General features: G+C 45.4%; 15 protein-coding genes. 2 read left to right on the top strand and 13 right to left on the bottom strand.

The features are described 5' to 3' along the window. Nucleotides 1–35: 35 nt before the first annotated feature. From DCM90_RS01200 to dprA, 4 genes are all read right to left on the bottom strand, one after another. Nucleotides 36–914 (bottom strand): aldose 1-epimerase family protein, encoded by an 879-nt coding sequence (locus tag DCM90_RS01200; protein ID WP_109249536.1) that lies wholly within the window; start codon nucleotides 912–914, stop codon nucleotides 36–38. Next, nucleotides 911–1,873, bottom strand: a complete 963-nt coding sequence (gene xerC / locus DCM90_RS01195; RefSeq protein ID WP_225365930.1) for a tyrosine recombinase XerC — start codon at nucleotides 1,871–1,873, stop codon at nucleotides 911–913. The genes DCM90_RS01200 and xerC overlap by 4 nt, the downstream gene beginning before the upstream one ends. Nucleotides 1,874–2,008: 135 nt before the next feature. Next, complete coding sequence (gene topA / locus DCM90_RS01190) at nucleotides 2,009–4,132, bottom strand: type I DNA topoisomerase (RefSeq protein ID WP_109249535.1); 2,124 nt, start codon at nucleotides 4,130–4,132, stop codon at nucleotides 2,009–2,011. Between the two features lie 284 nt (nucleotides 4,133–4,416). Then, on the bottom strand, nucleotides 4,417–5,295 hold the full coding sequence (dprA, locus tag DCM90_RS01185; protein ID WP_109249534.1) for a DNA-processing protein DprA: 879 nt from the start codon (nucleotides 5,293–5,295) through the stop codon (nucleotides 4,417–4,419). Between the two features lie 248 nt (nucleotides 5,296–5,543). Here dprA and DCM90_RS01180 point away from each other — a divergent pair, with 248 nt between their 5' ends. Continuing rightward, nucleotides 5,544–6,320, top strand: coding sequence for a sunset domain-containing protein (locus DCM90_RS01180; RefSeq protein WP_165815168.1), 777 nt, complete (start codon nucleotides 5,544–5,546; stop codon nucleotides 6,318–6,320). 54 nt (nucleotides 6,321–6,374) lie between these two features. Here the strand turns inward: DCM90_RS01180 and rnhB are convergent, their stop codons facing one another. The 3 genes from rnhB to DCM90_RS01165 form a co-directional block, all read right to left on the bottom strand. Continuing rightward, nucleotides 6,375–7,157 (bottom strand): ribonuclease HII, encoded by a 783-nt coding sequence (rnhB, locus tag DCM90_RS01175; protein WP_109249532.1) that lies wholly within the window; start codon nucleotides 7,155–7,157, stop codon nucleotides 6,375–6,377. Then, complete coding sequence (gene ylqF / locus DCM90_RS01170) at nucleotides 7,132–8,007, bottom strand: ribosome biogenesis GTPase YlqF (protein WP_109249531.1); 876 nt, start codon at nucleotides 8,005–8,007, stop codon at nucleotides 7,132–7,134. The genes rnhB and ylqF overlap by 26 nt, the downstream gene beginning before the upstream one ends. A 259-nt stretch (nucleotides 8,008–8,266) precedes the next feature. Further along, the gene (locus DCM90_RS01165) at nucleotides 8,267–9,109 is read right to left on the bottom strand and encodes an aldo/keto reductase (RefSeq protein ID WP_109249530.1); all 843 of its coding nucleotides are present in this window, start codon (nucleotides 9,107–9,109) and stop codon (nucleotides 8,267–8,269) included. Nucleotides 9,110–9,247: 138 nt separating this feature from the next. On the opposite strand from DCM90_RS01165, the gene DCM90_RS01160 reads away from it, so the two are divergent. Then, nucleotides 9,248–10,147, top strand: a complete 900-nt coding sequence (locus DCM90_RS01160) for an AraC family transcriptional regulator (protein WP_109249529.1) — start codon at nucleotides 9,248–9,250, stop codon at nucleotides 10,145–10,147. Between the two features lie 67 nt (nucleotides 10,148–10,214). On the opposite strand, the gene DCM90_RS01155 is transcribed toward DCM90_RS01160, so the two are convergent. The 6 genes from DCM90_RS01155 to DCM90_RS01130 form a co-directional block, all read right to left on the bottom strand. Continuing rightward, a complete protein-coding gene (locus tag DCM90_RS01155; RefSeq protein ID WP_109249528.1) occupies nucleotides 10,215–10,439 on the bottom strand; it encodes a YozE family protein in 225 nt (74 codons plus the stop codon). Between the two features lie 11 nt (nucleotides 10,440–10,450). Further along, nucleotides 10,451–11,038 carry a YpmS family protein gene (locus tag DCM90_RS01150; protein ID WP_109249527.1) on the bottom strand — a complete coding sequence of 196 codons (588 nt, stop codon included), beginning with the start codon at nucleotides 11,036–11,038 and terminating at the stop codon, nucleotides 10,451–10,453. 14 nt (nucleotides 11,039–11,052) lie between these two features. After that, nucleotides 11,053–11,976: an SGNH/GDSL hydrolase family protein gene (locus DCM90_RS01145; protein WP_109249526.1), complete on the bottom strand. Its 924-nt coding sequence runs from the start codon at nucleotides 11,974–11,976 to the stop codon at nucleotides 11,053–11,055. A gap of 155 nt (nucleotides 11,977–12,131) precedes the next feature. Further along, nucleotides 12,132–12,983, bottom strand: a complete 852-nt coding sequence (locus DCM90_RS01140; protein WP_109249525.1) for a DegV family protein — start codon at nucleotides 12,981–12,983, stop codon at nucleotides 12,132–12,134. 124 nt (nucleotides 12,984–13,107) lie between these two features. After that, nucleotides 13,108–13,593 carry a dihydrofolate reductase gene (locus DCM90_RS01135; RefSeq protein WP_109249524.1) on the bottom strand — a complete coding sequence of 162 codons (486 nt, stop codon included), beginning with the start codon at nucleotides 13,591–13,593 and terminating at the stop codon, nucleotides 13,108–13,110. Nucleotides 13,594–13,604: 11 nt separating this feature from the next. Further along, a complete protein-coding gene (locus DCM90_RS01130; RefSeq protein ID WP_109249523.1) occupies nucleotides 13,605–14,555 on the bottom strand; it encodes a thymidylate synthase in 951 nt (316 codons plus the stop codon). Nucleotides 14,556–14,564 lie beyond the last annotated feature (9 nt).

Here is a 14,564-nt window from a genome sequence, read left to right as displayed (position 1 = left end):
TAAAATCCCGGTGCTCTGGCATCGGGATTTTTTGTTTAAAAGTATGAAATACTGTAAGCGGCGGTAAACTGCTGGTTGGCTGCTAACCGGTTTAATCCTGGCTTAGTCAAAAAATTACCGTCATGGTCAACCGGATCTGCAATTCCCCACCAAGGTTCAATACAGACAAACGGGGCTTCCTTAGGGTACGGCGACCAAATTCCGACGTATGGGGCACCGCCGACGTGTAAGGCAACTCCATGGTCGTCTTTTGTTGAGCTTAACATTACGGTAGTTTCTTCACCGTTCAGGGCTAAAATTTTGGCGTCCTGGTCAAAGGCTTGGTGATTCAATCCCTTTGGCTGGCGAAAGTCATCGGTAACCTGCTGATTAACCTCACTGTAAGGACCGCTCAGCGGAATTCGATCGTAAACCCGCTTTGGGGCCACGGTTACCTGATAATCGGTAAAACTTCCCCCGGCGGTGTCTAAGGGAACGTTAAACCCGGGGTGGGCACCGATTGAGAATGGTAATTCTTGCTGATTCGGGTTCATAACGGTCATGGCCACCTGCAGCTCGTGAGCCTTTAATTCAAACGTCACCGTTAACTGATAGTCAAACGGATACTTCTGCTTTGTCTCTGCGTCCGCTCGCTGCTCTAATATCACTTTAGTTGGCGTTTGACTCACCACGGTGAAGTCCCGATCCCGAGCAAACCCGTGTTGGGTTAACCCGTAAGTTTGATCCTGTAACTGGTACTGATCGTCGTGTAAGCGGCCAACGATGGGGAACAAAATCGGGGCATGGCGGCCCCAAAAAGTGGAATCAGCCTGCCACATATATTCAATTTGAGACTCATTATCCTTAACGCTGATTAACTCAGCGCCCATCTGATCAATTTGAACCGTTAAAAAATCATCGTGTAATATTATCAATTGAGGTCATCCTTTCGTGACTGCTCTGAAGTCGACTTGGCCCTGGGGAAAAACTGCCGGTATGATTTTTGCAGATTATCCCGGGTAACGTGAGTATAAATTTGAGTTGTTGATAAACTACTATGTCCCAATAGTTCCTGAACACTCCGTAAATCGGCGCCGTGTTCTAACATGTGAGTGGCAAACGTATGCCGAAGCATATGGGGGTGAATATTAGCCGTTAAACTGCTTTGTTTAATCACCTGATTAAGAATGTATTCCACCCCCGCCTCGGTTAAGGGACCGCCAAGATCGTTGACAAAAACTGTGGGGTGTTCGAGATGCTTTTTTGCCATTAATTTTGGCCGGGCTTGGGTTAGATAACTTTCTAACGCTCGTTTAGCGGACTGGCCAAACGGAACTAGCCGTTCTTTATTCCCCTTACCGTGAATGAGCATACTCCGCATCTGGAGATCCACATCGGGTAGGGTCAGAAGGCAGAGTTCCCCAACCCGAATCCCCGTTCCGTAAAGAACCTCTAAGATAGCAGAGTTACGTTGATTAAGGAGCGGGTCTTCTGAGCCGGTAGCGGCCGCTTTAAATAGGGCATCCATTTCCTGCTCGTAAAAGAATCGGGGCAAGTGATCCTGGTGCTTTTTAAGCCGGACGTAGGCGAAGGGATCTTTATCCACAACGTGCTGTCTGGTTAGATAGTTGAAAAACGAACGCAAACTAGAAATTCGCCTAGCGACCGTGGTTCGAGCATAGTTGTGGTCATAAAGGGAATTCAGGTAGGCATCTACGGTTCCATGATCAATCTGATCAAAGGGGATTCGGCCGCCAGAATCATCCAACCACTTAAAAAAGTGATGAATATCTTGTTGGTAGGCCGTCACCGTCTTATCGGAATACTGTCTTTCAGCCATTAAATAACGTAAATAGGCGTCAGCCTGATCCTGCTGACTGGTTTTTAAATCCACGGTATGCCATCCCCCTTAAAATCAACTTTAGCAAACCCGTTTTCAAAATACAAGCACTGATCGAAAAAAATGGTTTCGCTTACATTAACCGGCAAAAAAAGCGAAACCAACCTTGTGGTTTCGCAAAGAAACGGTTTATTTTTGAACGGGTTCCTCGTAATCCCCGTTTGGACAGACAACTTGAACGCCACCCTTAACCTTCTTTTCGACCAAGAAGTGTTTATCAACGGGACAATTACGCCCAACCGGTTTATCCCATGAAACAAAGTCACAGTCGGGATAGCGGCTGCAGCCATAGAAGACCCGGTTTTTCTTGGACTTGCGTTCAATGACCTGACCTTTGCCGCATTTTGGACAAACAACCCCAATCTCTTTCACGATGGGTTTGGTGTTGCGGCACTCCGGGAACCGGGAACAAGCATAGAACTTTCCGTAACGGCCCATTTTAATGACCATTGGGGCCCCACAGATGTCACAATTAAAGCCGGCGGGCTCGTCCTTAATCTGAATTTTATCCAGTGATTCTTCGGCCGTGGAAACTTCGTTAGCAAACGGCCGGTAAAAGTCATCAATGACCTTGACCCAGTCTTCCTTCCCCTCTTCGATCTCATCGAGTTCCGTTTCGAGTTCGGCGGTAAACCCAACGTTTACAATGTCTGGGAAGTAATCCTGAATAATTTCATTCACGATTTCGCCAAGCTCGGTTGGTTCAAACCGGCGACCAACCAATTTAACGTAGTACCGTTTTTGAATGGTATCCAACGTTGGCGCATAGGTTGACGGCCGGCCGACCCCATTTTCTTCCAAGGCCTTAATTAGGTTGGCTTCAGAGTATCGTGCGGGCGGCTGGGTAAAATGCTGGGCCGGGTTAGTATTTGCTAACTTAACGGTTTCCCCTTCTTCAAGGTCGGGCAGAACGTTATCTTTCTCCTTGCTATCCTTAAAGACCTTTAAAAATCCATCAAATTTGAGTTTGGAACCGTTGGCCCGGAAGGTTACCCCGTTTTGTTCAATGGTGACCGTCATAGTATCCATAATTGCGTTCGTCATTTGACTAGCTAAAAAGCGAGTCCAGATTAAGGAGTACAGTCGGTACTGATCCTTCGTTAGGAAATCCTTCACGCTTTCTGGCGTCCGGGTAACCGAAGTTGGCCGAATCGCTTCGTGGGCATCCTGTGCCCCTTCGGGTAACTTTCCCTTAATCGGTTTGGTTGCCGCATATTCTGCCCCGTACCGGTCGTGCAGGAACGTGGAGGCCTCATGCTTAGCCAGGGAGGAAATCCGCGTAGAATCGGTCCGCATATAGGTAATTAACCCCTGGTTACCATCCTTGCCCAAGTTGATTCCCTCATACAGCTGTTGAGCAGCCATCATGGTCTTTCGTGACCGAAAGTTTAAGCGCCGGTTAGCATCCTGCTGCATAGTACTTGTCGTGTACGGCGGCTGTGGTGACCGCTTACGTTCCTTTCGGATGACCTTCGTAATATCAAAATCACCTTTGGGATCGATTTGCTGCAACACTTTTTGAACGGATTCGTTATTGGGAAGATCCATCTTCTTACCTGCTAACCCGTAAAAGTTGGCGGTAAAGGTCTGACGGCCCTTTTTAAACTTAGATTCGATTGTCCAGTATTCTTGGGGTTTGAAGGTTTTGATTTCTTCTTCCCGCTTAATAATGAGCGCTAAGGCAATTGACTGAACCCGCCCGGCAGATAACCCCTTCTTAACCTTTTTCCAAAGTAATGGAGAGATCGAGTAGCCAACCAAACGGTCTAAAATCCGACGGGCCTGCTGAGAATCAACTAGATCCATGTCAATGGTTCGGGGAGTTTTGAAAGCTTCCTTGACGGCATCCTTCGTAATTTCATTAAACGTTACCCGGTTTTGATCCTCAATATCTAAATTAAGAACGTGTGAGAGATGCCAAGCAATTGATTCTCCCTCCCGATCCGGATCAGATGCCAGGTACACTTTCGACGCTTTTTTTGCATCGGCGCGCAGTTCTTTAATGACGTCACCCTTACCCCGGATGGAAATATAGTGGGGATCGTAATTATTCTCAACGTCTACCCCCATTGAACTTTTTGGGAGGTCCCGAACGTGCCCTAAGCTTGGGACAACTTTGTAGGTTCGGCCAAGGTACTTCTCAATGGTCTTAGCCTTAGCGGGGGATTCTACAATAACTAGCTTTTTCCGTGGCTTTTTTCGTTTTGCTTTTGGTTTAGTGGTTGCTGTGGTTTTGGATTTTGTCGTAGCCATCCAATTACTCCTTCATATGCTAGTCAACTAAAAAATCGTTTGGCTAGCGGTTTCATTTAATTGTTTATTATTATGATTAGTTTGTGGTAAATCTACGTCAGTGTATTTCACTTGCGCCCAGTTTGTCAACCAAATCATCATTTCTAGGCCTCAAAATCAAGCGAATGAAGCCGTCAAAACGTTGGTATGACGGAAGCTAAATTGGTTGTACCTCTTAACTATAGGCTAACTTCTCAAAATAACAACTAAAAAATTCTACTATTATATGGCTAACGACTAAAAAATCAGCCTAGTTGCAGGTCATCTAAAATATCCTGACTCGTCAATACAGGCTTTGCCCCCGCCGCAATCAAGGCATTCGTTCCAGCCGAAAACGGAGCGTTAATTGCCCCCGGAACCGCTAAGACGTTTCGATTTTCGGCCAGGGCACTGTTAGCCGTAATCAGACTTCCAGAATGTTCGGCCGCCTCTACCACCAAGACCGTCTGACAAAGCCCCGCCAGAATACGATCACGCTCCGGGTAGTGGTACGGCAGGCCCCGACTGCCTAAGGGGTACTCACTCATCACTAAATGATTCGTCATGAGTTCGGTCATTAGTGCCTGGTTACCGGCTGGATAGCAGCGATCTAGCCCGGTTCCGATAACCGCCACCGTTTTCCCCTGGTAAGCTAAGGCTGCCTGGTGACTGAGGGTGTCGACTCCCTGGGCCAGACCAGAGACAATAACCACTCCAGCCGCCATCACGTCAGGAAGAAGCTGACGGAGAACATCAAGTGCATAGAAAGAATGCTTTCGGGAACCAACTACCGCTAACAACGGCTGACGTAAGAGTGTAAAATCCCCCCTGTAAAATAGGGCTACCGGTGGGGCATAAATTTCTCGCAGCCACTGCGGATAATTAACATCATCAATCGTACAAACCCGGTTACGGGTTAGGTTTATGGCGGCCTGCTGTTCCAGTGCTGGTCCGGTCCAACTCTGGATAAAACGTAACTTTGAACGCCCAGTTAGTTCCGCCCATTCCGCCAGCTTTTCAGCCGGCTGATCCCAATCAGTTGCTAATTGACCGTCGGGAGCTAGTGCACGCCATACTTTGGCCTCACCCGTTATCCCAATGCCGTCTGCCAATTTTAGCCGAACCCAAAAATCACGTTGTCTCATCTAAATCCCCCCATTGTTTTACCCATAAGTCCGTCATTTTTTCGACTTTTATTTATTTCTTTTAATCTATTCTTGCGGGAATTGAAAGATTGTGAAATAATCTCAAGATAGGCATTTATACGTTTTTAAAACAATTGTCCAGACCCGAATGACACTAAAAGTTGGTATTGGGAAATTATTAAAACGGCTGATCTGGGGGATCACAGGAGGTTATTTTGGTTTATAATTTTTTAATGTTTTTTTGTGTGATGTTATTTTTATACGTTCTTATTGGGATTTTCGTTTTACCGTTTAAAAAAGTATTTAAACGGCCGGCGTCAAAATGGTTTAGCTGGAAGAAAATTGGAACGGGTTTTATTGCTGTTATGCTGCTCGGTGTCGCCGCACCCCATACTGAAACGAAGGCGCAATTAGCTAACGATAAACAGGAAGAAGTGGCTTCTTCTAACTCGGAATCGCGTCATGCTGCCGCCGAATCGAAGAAGAAGGCAGCAACAAAAGCTGCGGTGGCTAAGAAAGCTGCTGAAGCTAAAAAAGAGTCGCAGGAAAAGGCTCAAGCTGAGAGTGAAAGTAAGAAAAAGGCTGCGGCAAAAAAGGCCAGCTCCACTTCTGAAAGCCGGCGGGCAGCTGAAGCAAGTTCTGAAAAGAAGGCTCAAGCTGAATCTGAAAGCAAGGCTAAGGCAGCCTCAGAAAAGGCTGAGTCCGTCAGTCAATCTGAAAGCCGATCCGAGTCAAGCAGTCTAATGGCCGCTTCAAGATCAGCCTCGCGTAAGACTGCGCAAGAAGTCGCATCTGCATCAACCACAAGGGCCCAGGAGACACAAACAAGCAAAACGACAAACCGATCCTACCAGGAAACTGGGGATGTGAATACAGCTGATGCCCCACACTTTGTGGGTAATAAGAATAGCAAGATTTATCATGCTTACTCACAGGCTGATTATCATATGAAGGCCTCCAACGCCATTTATTTTAATACCGAGGCCGAAGCACAAGCAGCGGGCTACCGGAAATCATTACGTTAATCCAAAAGTTAAACTTGCATAGGAAAAAGGCGCCCAGCAATACTGAGGCGCCTTTTATTTACCCACATGTAAATGTTTCTTAACTGGTTCAAATGTCTTTCGGTGAATTGGAGTAACCCCATAATTGGCTAAACCTAATAAATGAGTCTTCGTACCGTAACCTGCGTTACTGGCAAACCCATAGCCGGGGTAAATCTGATCATAGGTGGCCATGAGGTGATCCCGGTATACCTTCGCAACAATACTGGCCGCTGAAACGCTAGCGCTTTTGGCATCCCCCTTAATTAAGCGGGTCTGGTCAATGTCAATGGGGATGTTCATGGCATCCACAATGAGTTGCGTCGGCTGAATGGCTAGACCATCTACCGCCCGCTTCATGGCTACCCGGGTTGCCTCATAAATATTAATTTGGTCAATTAACTGGCTGCTACCCACTCCAATACTAACGGCTTCCGCCTGCGCCAGAATTTGTGGGTACAAGGCCTCACGCGTTTTTTCGGTTAGCTGCTTAGAATCATTCACCAGCGGTACATCAAAGTTATGGGGTAAGATTACCGCAGCTGTAATCACAGGCCCGGCTAAGGGGCCCCTACCAACCTCATCGACACCGGCTACGACTTCATGGCGGGACCAAAACCGGCGCTCAAACCGGAGGCGTGCTTGAAAGGCCTTCTCAGCGTCCAGTGCGGTTTGAATGCGCTGTTGAGTCTGTTTTAAGGCCCTCTGGACGCCCTTTCGTTCATCAGCTGCATAGTTGGTCAAAATCGGGTCATCAAGGCTTATAACGGCTAATAATTGCTGCTTGACCTCATTAATTGTTGGTTGTTTTTGACTCACTAATTTCACCTTCTGGAACAGGATCTAGGGTAAAGGGTGCAATTTTACTACGGCGAGCATCTAATATGACCCGTTCACTGGAACGCAAATAATCGTCCTTCATCCCAATGTTTTTAGTTAGGGTTAGGAGTAAATCAACGTCAGACTGATCCATATCCGCTGACGACAACTTATACCGTGCCATAAATTCAGCGGGATGAGCCTGCCGGAAGTAGTGAACCGCATATAATGCTACGTCATCCTTAGCATAAATGCTGTCCTTAATGGCCCCCGTCAACGCCAATTTTTGGCCAATAATCTGATCATCAAATTTTGGCCATAAAATACCGGGGGTATCTAAAAGTTCCAGCTTTTTAGTTGACCGTAACCACTGCTGACCCTTCGTTACCCCGGGACGATCCCCAACCGGGGCAACCTTCTTTTTAACGATGTGGTTAAGTAGGGTCGACTTCCCGACGTTGGGAATCCCAACGGTCATGGCCCTCATTGGCCGTTCCTTTAACCCCTTTTGTTGCTCGTTGGCCATTTTTTCGGCTAAAATCCCCTCAGTAATCTTAGTGATTTGCTTTGCCGTAATATTGGCTCGTGAGTCTACCGCAATAGCGGGTTGGCCAATGGACTTAAAGTAACTCAACCACGCCGAAGTTTCCCTCGGATCAGCTAAATCCATCTTAGTCATAATAATCAAGTGGGGTTTATCCTTAATTAGCCGTTCAATTTCTGGATTCCGAGATGATGCGGGAATCCGAGCATCCACGAGCTCAAACACGATGTCGACCAGTTTTAAATTTTCCTCTACCTGCCGGATGGCCTTTGCCATGTGACCGGGGAACCATTGAATTGTTGCCATAAGTTTGTAAACTCCTTTAACTTCCCGTTATCTTAACGTCCGTTCCATTTTAACATGTTTATTGGCCCTCTGCTGGCCGCAATCGTTCAAAAGAAAAATTGTTTGAACCCATAAAATCTAACTATTAGTCCGAAAAACGAGGCGGCCGATAACCAAACAAAGAGAGCGACCAAAATTCGATTAAAAACATCGAACCCAGTCGTTCTCTCTATTTTTTGTAATTCTGGTCATCTTAATGATGACTTCTTGAATTCTTTGATTAGCTCATTGTTAAAGAATTGGTTAACCAAACTTCGTTATTCGGATCTTCGGACCCCCGCTGGTTTTTATCTAAATGCGCAATCTGCTCCATTTCACCGGGAGTTAAGCTAAAATTAAAGACATCAATGTTTTCGGCAATTCGCTTGGCATGGATGGACTTAGGAATCACAATGGTGTTTCGCTGTAAGTGCCAACGTAAAATAACTTGAGCAACGCTCTTTCCATGCTGGGCCGCAATGGTAGTTAGCACGGGATCCGACATCACCCCGCTTTTACCCTGTCCGAGGGGACCCCACGCTTCATGTGCAATCCCCAATTTAGTCAGGTACTCGTGTAGCTCCGTTTGTTGGAAGTACGGATGGGTTTCAATTTGATCTACGGCCGGCTTAACCCTTGCTGAGGCTAACAACTTATCGAGATGTGGTTTTTCAAAGTTGGATACTCCGATGGACTTCACTAGTCCGTCTTGGTAGAGATCTTCTAATGCCCGCCACTTCTCAAGATAACCTTCGCTTGGCCAGTGAATGAGATACAAATCAAGGTAATCCGTTTGGAGCTTTCTCAGGGATTCATGAAACGCTGCAATTGTTTCATCATAAGTAGTATGTTGGTTCCAAACCTTCGACGTAATAAATAAGTCGTCCCGGTGAATGTCGCTTCCAGCAAGTGCTTCGCCTACCCCAGCTTCATTGTGGTAAATGGCAGCTGTATCAAAATGCTGGTAACCGTCATTTAGGGCGTTAGAAATCGATTGTTTAAGGTCGCTTTCGTTTTCCACCAGAAAAACGCCTAACCCCAATTGCGGGATTGTTTGGCCATTGTTTAGTTCTAAATTATTCATTTTTTGTCCTCCTACTAATATTCAGTGGGTCTAGCATAGCAAAATTAATTTTGATGGACTATCATTTTTATGACGATAGACTATAATAATTAAGACACTTTTAGGGAAATTATTATATTTAAGGAGAGGGATTATAAAATGACATTGGCCTTTGAACAGGATAAGAACGGAGTGGAAAAGGTTCAAGGGATTACCTATGAGTTTCCGTATACCATGCATGAACGCCACCTAACCGACACCGTTATTCCGTGGCATTGGCATGAAGAATTGGAACTTGACTACGCCTACCGGGGGAGCATTAAAATCGAAACGGCTAAACGGACCTATCACATTAATCAGGGCGAGGCCTACTTTATTAATACTAATGTGATGACTAAGAAAGGCCGACTAACGGAAGCTGGGGAGGCAATTGAACACGCTCATCTCTTTCATCCGATCCTTTTAGCTGGCTATTATCGAAGTATTTTTGAAACGAAGTATCTAGATCCGATCCTTAAAAATCATGATATTGACGTTATTGTAATTAAGCCGGTTAATGATCTGAATAACGCCTTCATTGCGCTATTAAAACGGTTAACGTCCATGAACGAACAACCAGATATGGAAATGGAAATTCGGGATTTACTATCCCAAGCCTGGTTATTATTAATGCAAATTGTTCAATCTCAGAACCAACAGACTTCGGTAAATGACTATCCTTATAAACGGGTCAAACAGGTTCTAAACTTTATTTACAGTCACTACCCCGAGAAAATTACACTTTCAAAACTTGCAGATTGTATTCAACTGAGTCCACGGGAAACGACCCGAATTTTTAAAACTGTTTGTCATCAAACCCCTATGGATTGTTTAATGACCTACCGTCTCGAGCAAGCTAAACGCTTATTGCGGGAGTCGTCCGACGCCATTACTGATATTGCGTTTCAGACCGGATTCAACAATAGCGCCTATTTTAGTAAAACATTTAAGGAGCACATGCATCAAACGCCAAAGGAATACCGAAAATTAAATTCAACTCCCTTTTCAGCACCTAAATAATGACTGGGTTTTAAAAAGGCGGCTGGCGAGTTAATTCATTTCGCCGGTCGCCTTTTTAAAATCCCCCCTATTGAAGAACCACCTGATAGGATTGCCAGGCATCATCAAAAATGGTCATTGAGGGTAAATAAGGAGCATTTTCTTCTAAATATTTTGAAACTTCATCAAAATCAGTTGATTGCTTCGGAAACTCCGTATCATAAAAGGCGTTATTGGCAAATTGCCCCACCTCATCTTGAGTATTAGGATTCCGTTGTGTCATTAAGAACTGATAAAACGTCATGCTGCCCATAAATGGCCTCCTTACTTAGGTACAATTACCTTAAAGTCTAACTGTCCTTTACCATTTAAATCAATTTTTTCAGCTGAGTAATTAACCCCGTTTTTACCACCAACCCGGGATAGATCAAGCGTAATGGTTTTTTCATGACTATTTAACGCTACCCACTTTGGTAGGGTATAGTTATGGGAAATATAAGTCATTACCAGTTTAATTGGAATTGGTAGTGATCCTGCCGAAAGTGATTTGGCCTTTAATTGAATATTACCATTCGGTAGAACGGTTGGGGTCATCACTAAAACAAAGTTAACGTTTGCACCCAGAATTTTTGTCGTCCCCGTTACAACGGCCTGATCAGTAACTTTAAAATGATATTTCATGTCCTGGTCTTTTTGTAGCTTGTTCAGGTAGTAAGTGGACAGTCCATTCAACTGCTGTTTGGTCAGTGAGACGTCAAAGGACGTTTTTTCCGTTTGGGTCTGCCGGTCTGGAGTCGGCTGATTAACCGGGGAAAAGACCACCAACCCCAAGTATAGGATGACAGCCACAATGACCCCTAACAGTGTAAAAAAGGCCAGCTTCCACCGATTACGGGTGGGCGTAGTTCTCATTAGATTCAATCCCCCTATTTCTTAATTGACCAGGCGTCGTGCTTGGACATTGCTTGGAATAACTGGTTGGCCATCACATCGTAGCCCTTAGAATTCGGGTGAAAGTGATCGGTGGTCGATAAGTACGTATTACGTTCAGTATTTTGATTCTTTTGGGCAGCCGCTTCGACTTCACTTAAGTTAACGGTGCCGCTATTTTCCCGTTTATCCTGCGCCACAAGCTTTTGCTGTTCACTGGTTGTTTGGTACTGCCCGTGGGACAATTGCCGGTCAATGGATACAAAGTGGGTATTCGACTGCTGGTTAAGTACCGCTTGCGTCGTTGAATTCCATTCTGAGACCGCAGTAGAAATTGCGGATACGTTTGCAAAATAAACGTACAACGGATTATAGATACTAAATACAAATATGGGCGCATTGGGATTATAGTGCCGGATATCCCGCATTAACTTAGTTAACCGGGTTTGGTACTGCTGGCGATTTTTAGCAATGGTCTGGGTAACGTCTGAATCGGCAGACATACTTGAATGGGCCATCAACGTTTGCAAAAGATCATTTCCGCCAACCGTTAAGGTAATCACATTCGCTGTCCTAACGTTTTTTTGGATACTTGGTGTTTGAAGTAGCCGGGTGTCGATCTGATCGCTCCGGTCCCCCGCTTTACCTTCGTTATGCGTTGTCAGCTTAATCTGATGGGCCTTTTGTTCCTTCGTTTTAATGCGACTGACATAGCCGCCAGCATTAGTTGGATCCCCGGTCCCATAGGTTAAAGAATCACCGAGTGCCGTTAGCGTTGCCGCTTGGACGTGAGTCGGTTCCGTCTTGGAAGTTACCTGATTAGTTGTTCGTCCGGGATGAAAAACCAGTAAGGCCCCAAATACGACTCCTATCACTGCGACAAAGATTCCCGCAATCGCAAAATTCTCTTTAAATCGCATCTTGTTCGCTCCTTATCTAAGGGTTTCAATTTACCACTCACTTTAACCCAGTCCGCTTTCGAAGTGTAAAAAAACGAATCAAACAAAACAAAAAATTAAAAAAGCTATGGGTTACCATCATGAATGTGGTTACCCGTAGCTTTTTAACTGCGTACTTATGCAGTTGGGTCAGTTTCATACATTAACGCGAAGGCACCCACCCCAGCGTAGGTGGCAATAATAGGAACCGTTTCCCGAACTAAAATATTAACGTTTGGGAATAACGGTGCCAATCGTTCAGCCAGTTTGTTAGCCGAATCCAGCCCATCCGCGTGAGAAATCCCAATTTGACGGATATTGGGGGTATGGGCCATTTGATCAATCACCTTATCAAAGTATTTCTTGATGTTCTTCATTCCCCGGCCCTTAGAACGAATTTTGAGTTCACCATCAGTTACTTCCAGCACAATTTTAATGTTCAAAAGTGAAGTGATAGCCCCGGCAGCCTTACTTAAACGGCCCCCCTTAACGATGTTATCTAAGTTAACGATCCCCATGTAAAGCTTGGTATGGTCCCGTACCTTAGCAACGGCATCAATAATAGTTTGTTTGTCTGCCCCTTCATTGGCTAACTTTGCGGCTTCAAGAACTTGAAAGGCCAGTGCTCGGTCGGTGGTCTGACTATCAATTACGGTTACGTCTGTCTTTGATAGGGTTGCTGCTTGCTCAGCCGCATGAACAGTTCCACTGATGGCTTCTAACATGTCAATACAGATGACACTGCTGCCATCTTCGCCAAGCCGATCAAACGTTTCAACAAAGGCCCCCAGTGAGGGTTGACTGGTTTTGGGTAGTGCTTTAGCCGTTTCCATTTTTGTTATAAATTCATCGTTTGTAATTGATTCACGTTCAACGTAGATGGTCCCATCAACCATAACGGTCAGGGGAACAATCGTGATGTTATTTTCTTTTACTTCTTCATCCGTTAAGCCGGCGGAAGAATCTGTCACAATTTTAATTCTAGACATCGGTTCAATTACCACTCTTTCTGGCTTATTGTAAATCGCTTATCAAGCGAATTTCTATTAATCGATCCGATCAACAGGATATGACCAGTATAACAGACTTTATACTGGATTTCATTCAATCTTACTAGCGCCGGCGCCAATGCTCAAACGTATGCTCTGGGTCACTCTCGGTGGCAGCAACCGTTTGACTCGCTAATAGGTCAAAGTCTTCATAGTTAATGGGCGACATGAAAGTATCACTACCATAGGTGGCTTCAATTTTGGTCCGAAGCAGATCCGTCGCATACGGCATCAACTGGGAAAAAATGTCCGCCCCGCCAACGACGTACACGGGTGTTTCACTGGCCTCAGTGACCTTTAATAACTCCGGTACGGTATGACAGACGATGACTCCGTCTGGAAATTGGTCGTCGGATTGATGGGTTAAAACAATGTTTGTTCGGTTGGGAAGTGGTCGGTGAAAACTGGCGTAGGTTTTAGTGCCCGCAACAATGGTATTGCCCACCGTAGTTTGCTTAAAAAAAGCCATATCGTCGCTTAAACTCCATGGGAGTTGTCCGTCCTTGCCAATTCCGCCTTCCGCATCCTCGGCCCATAAAAATGCTAACATGTCAGTCCTCCCTATACCGCTACCGGTGCCTTAATGGCGGGGTAAGCGTCGTAATTTTGAATTTTAATGTCCGTCATATCATAGTCAAAAATACTTTCCTTATCGGGATTTAACCAGAGGGTCGGTGCGGCGTGCGGTGTCCGTTGCAGTTGAGTCTTCACCTGTTCAATGTGGTTGGAATAAATGTGGGCATCCCCTAACGTATGGACAAACTCACCGGGCATTAACCCACATTCCTTCGCAATGAGTGAGGTCAAAAGGGCGTAGCTGGCAATGTTAAAGGGGACCCCTAAAAAGATGTCCGCACTCCGCTGATAAAGCTGACAGCTCAGTTTACCATCGTTAACGTAAAACTGGAATAAGGTGTGACACGGTGGCAGCGCCATGGTTGGGACATCTTCTGGATTCCATGCAGAGACAATCATCCGCCGGGAATCCGGATTATTCTTAATGGTTTCAATCACATTCCCTAATTGATCGATGGTCTCTCCCCGACTGGTTTTCCACGCCCGCCATTGGCTGCCGTAAACCAGCCCTAAATCGCCGTATTTAGCGGAAAAATGGTCGTCAGCTAAAATTTGATCGCAAAAGAGTTGTTTTTGCGTTTGATATTGTTCATTAAAGACCGCATCCGTCAAATGGCGGTGCCCAAAGTCCGTCATATCTGGACCGGTATATTCATCAGAAGTCACCCATTTTTCGAAGGCCCACTCATCCCAAATATGGTTGTGGTGCTCTAATAAAAATCGAATGTTGGTATCACCCTTCAAAAACCAAAGTAATTCGCTTTTGATTAGTCCGAACGGCACTTTTTTGGTCGTCAATAATGGAAATCCTTGACTAAGATCGAAGCGCATTTGGTAACCGAATAGGCTTAACGTTCCCGTCCCTGTCCGATCACCCTTCTGATGCCCCCGGGTTAAAACATCTTCTTCTAACTGTAAATAGGCGTCTTCTAACACGGTAAAACC

Source organism: Levilactobacillus bambusae (assembly GCF_003124125.1).
GTDB classification, from domain to species: Bacteria; Bacillota; Bacilli; order Lactobacillales; family Lactobacillaceae; genus Levilactobacillus; species Levilactobacillus bambusae.
The sequence above is the reverse complement of the archived record's forward strand: the minus strand, read 5'-3'. Positions and strand labels throughout refer to the sequence as shown.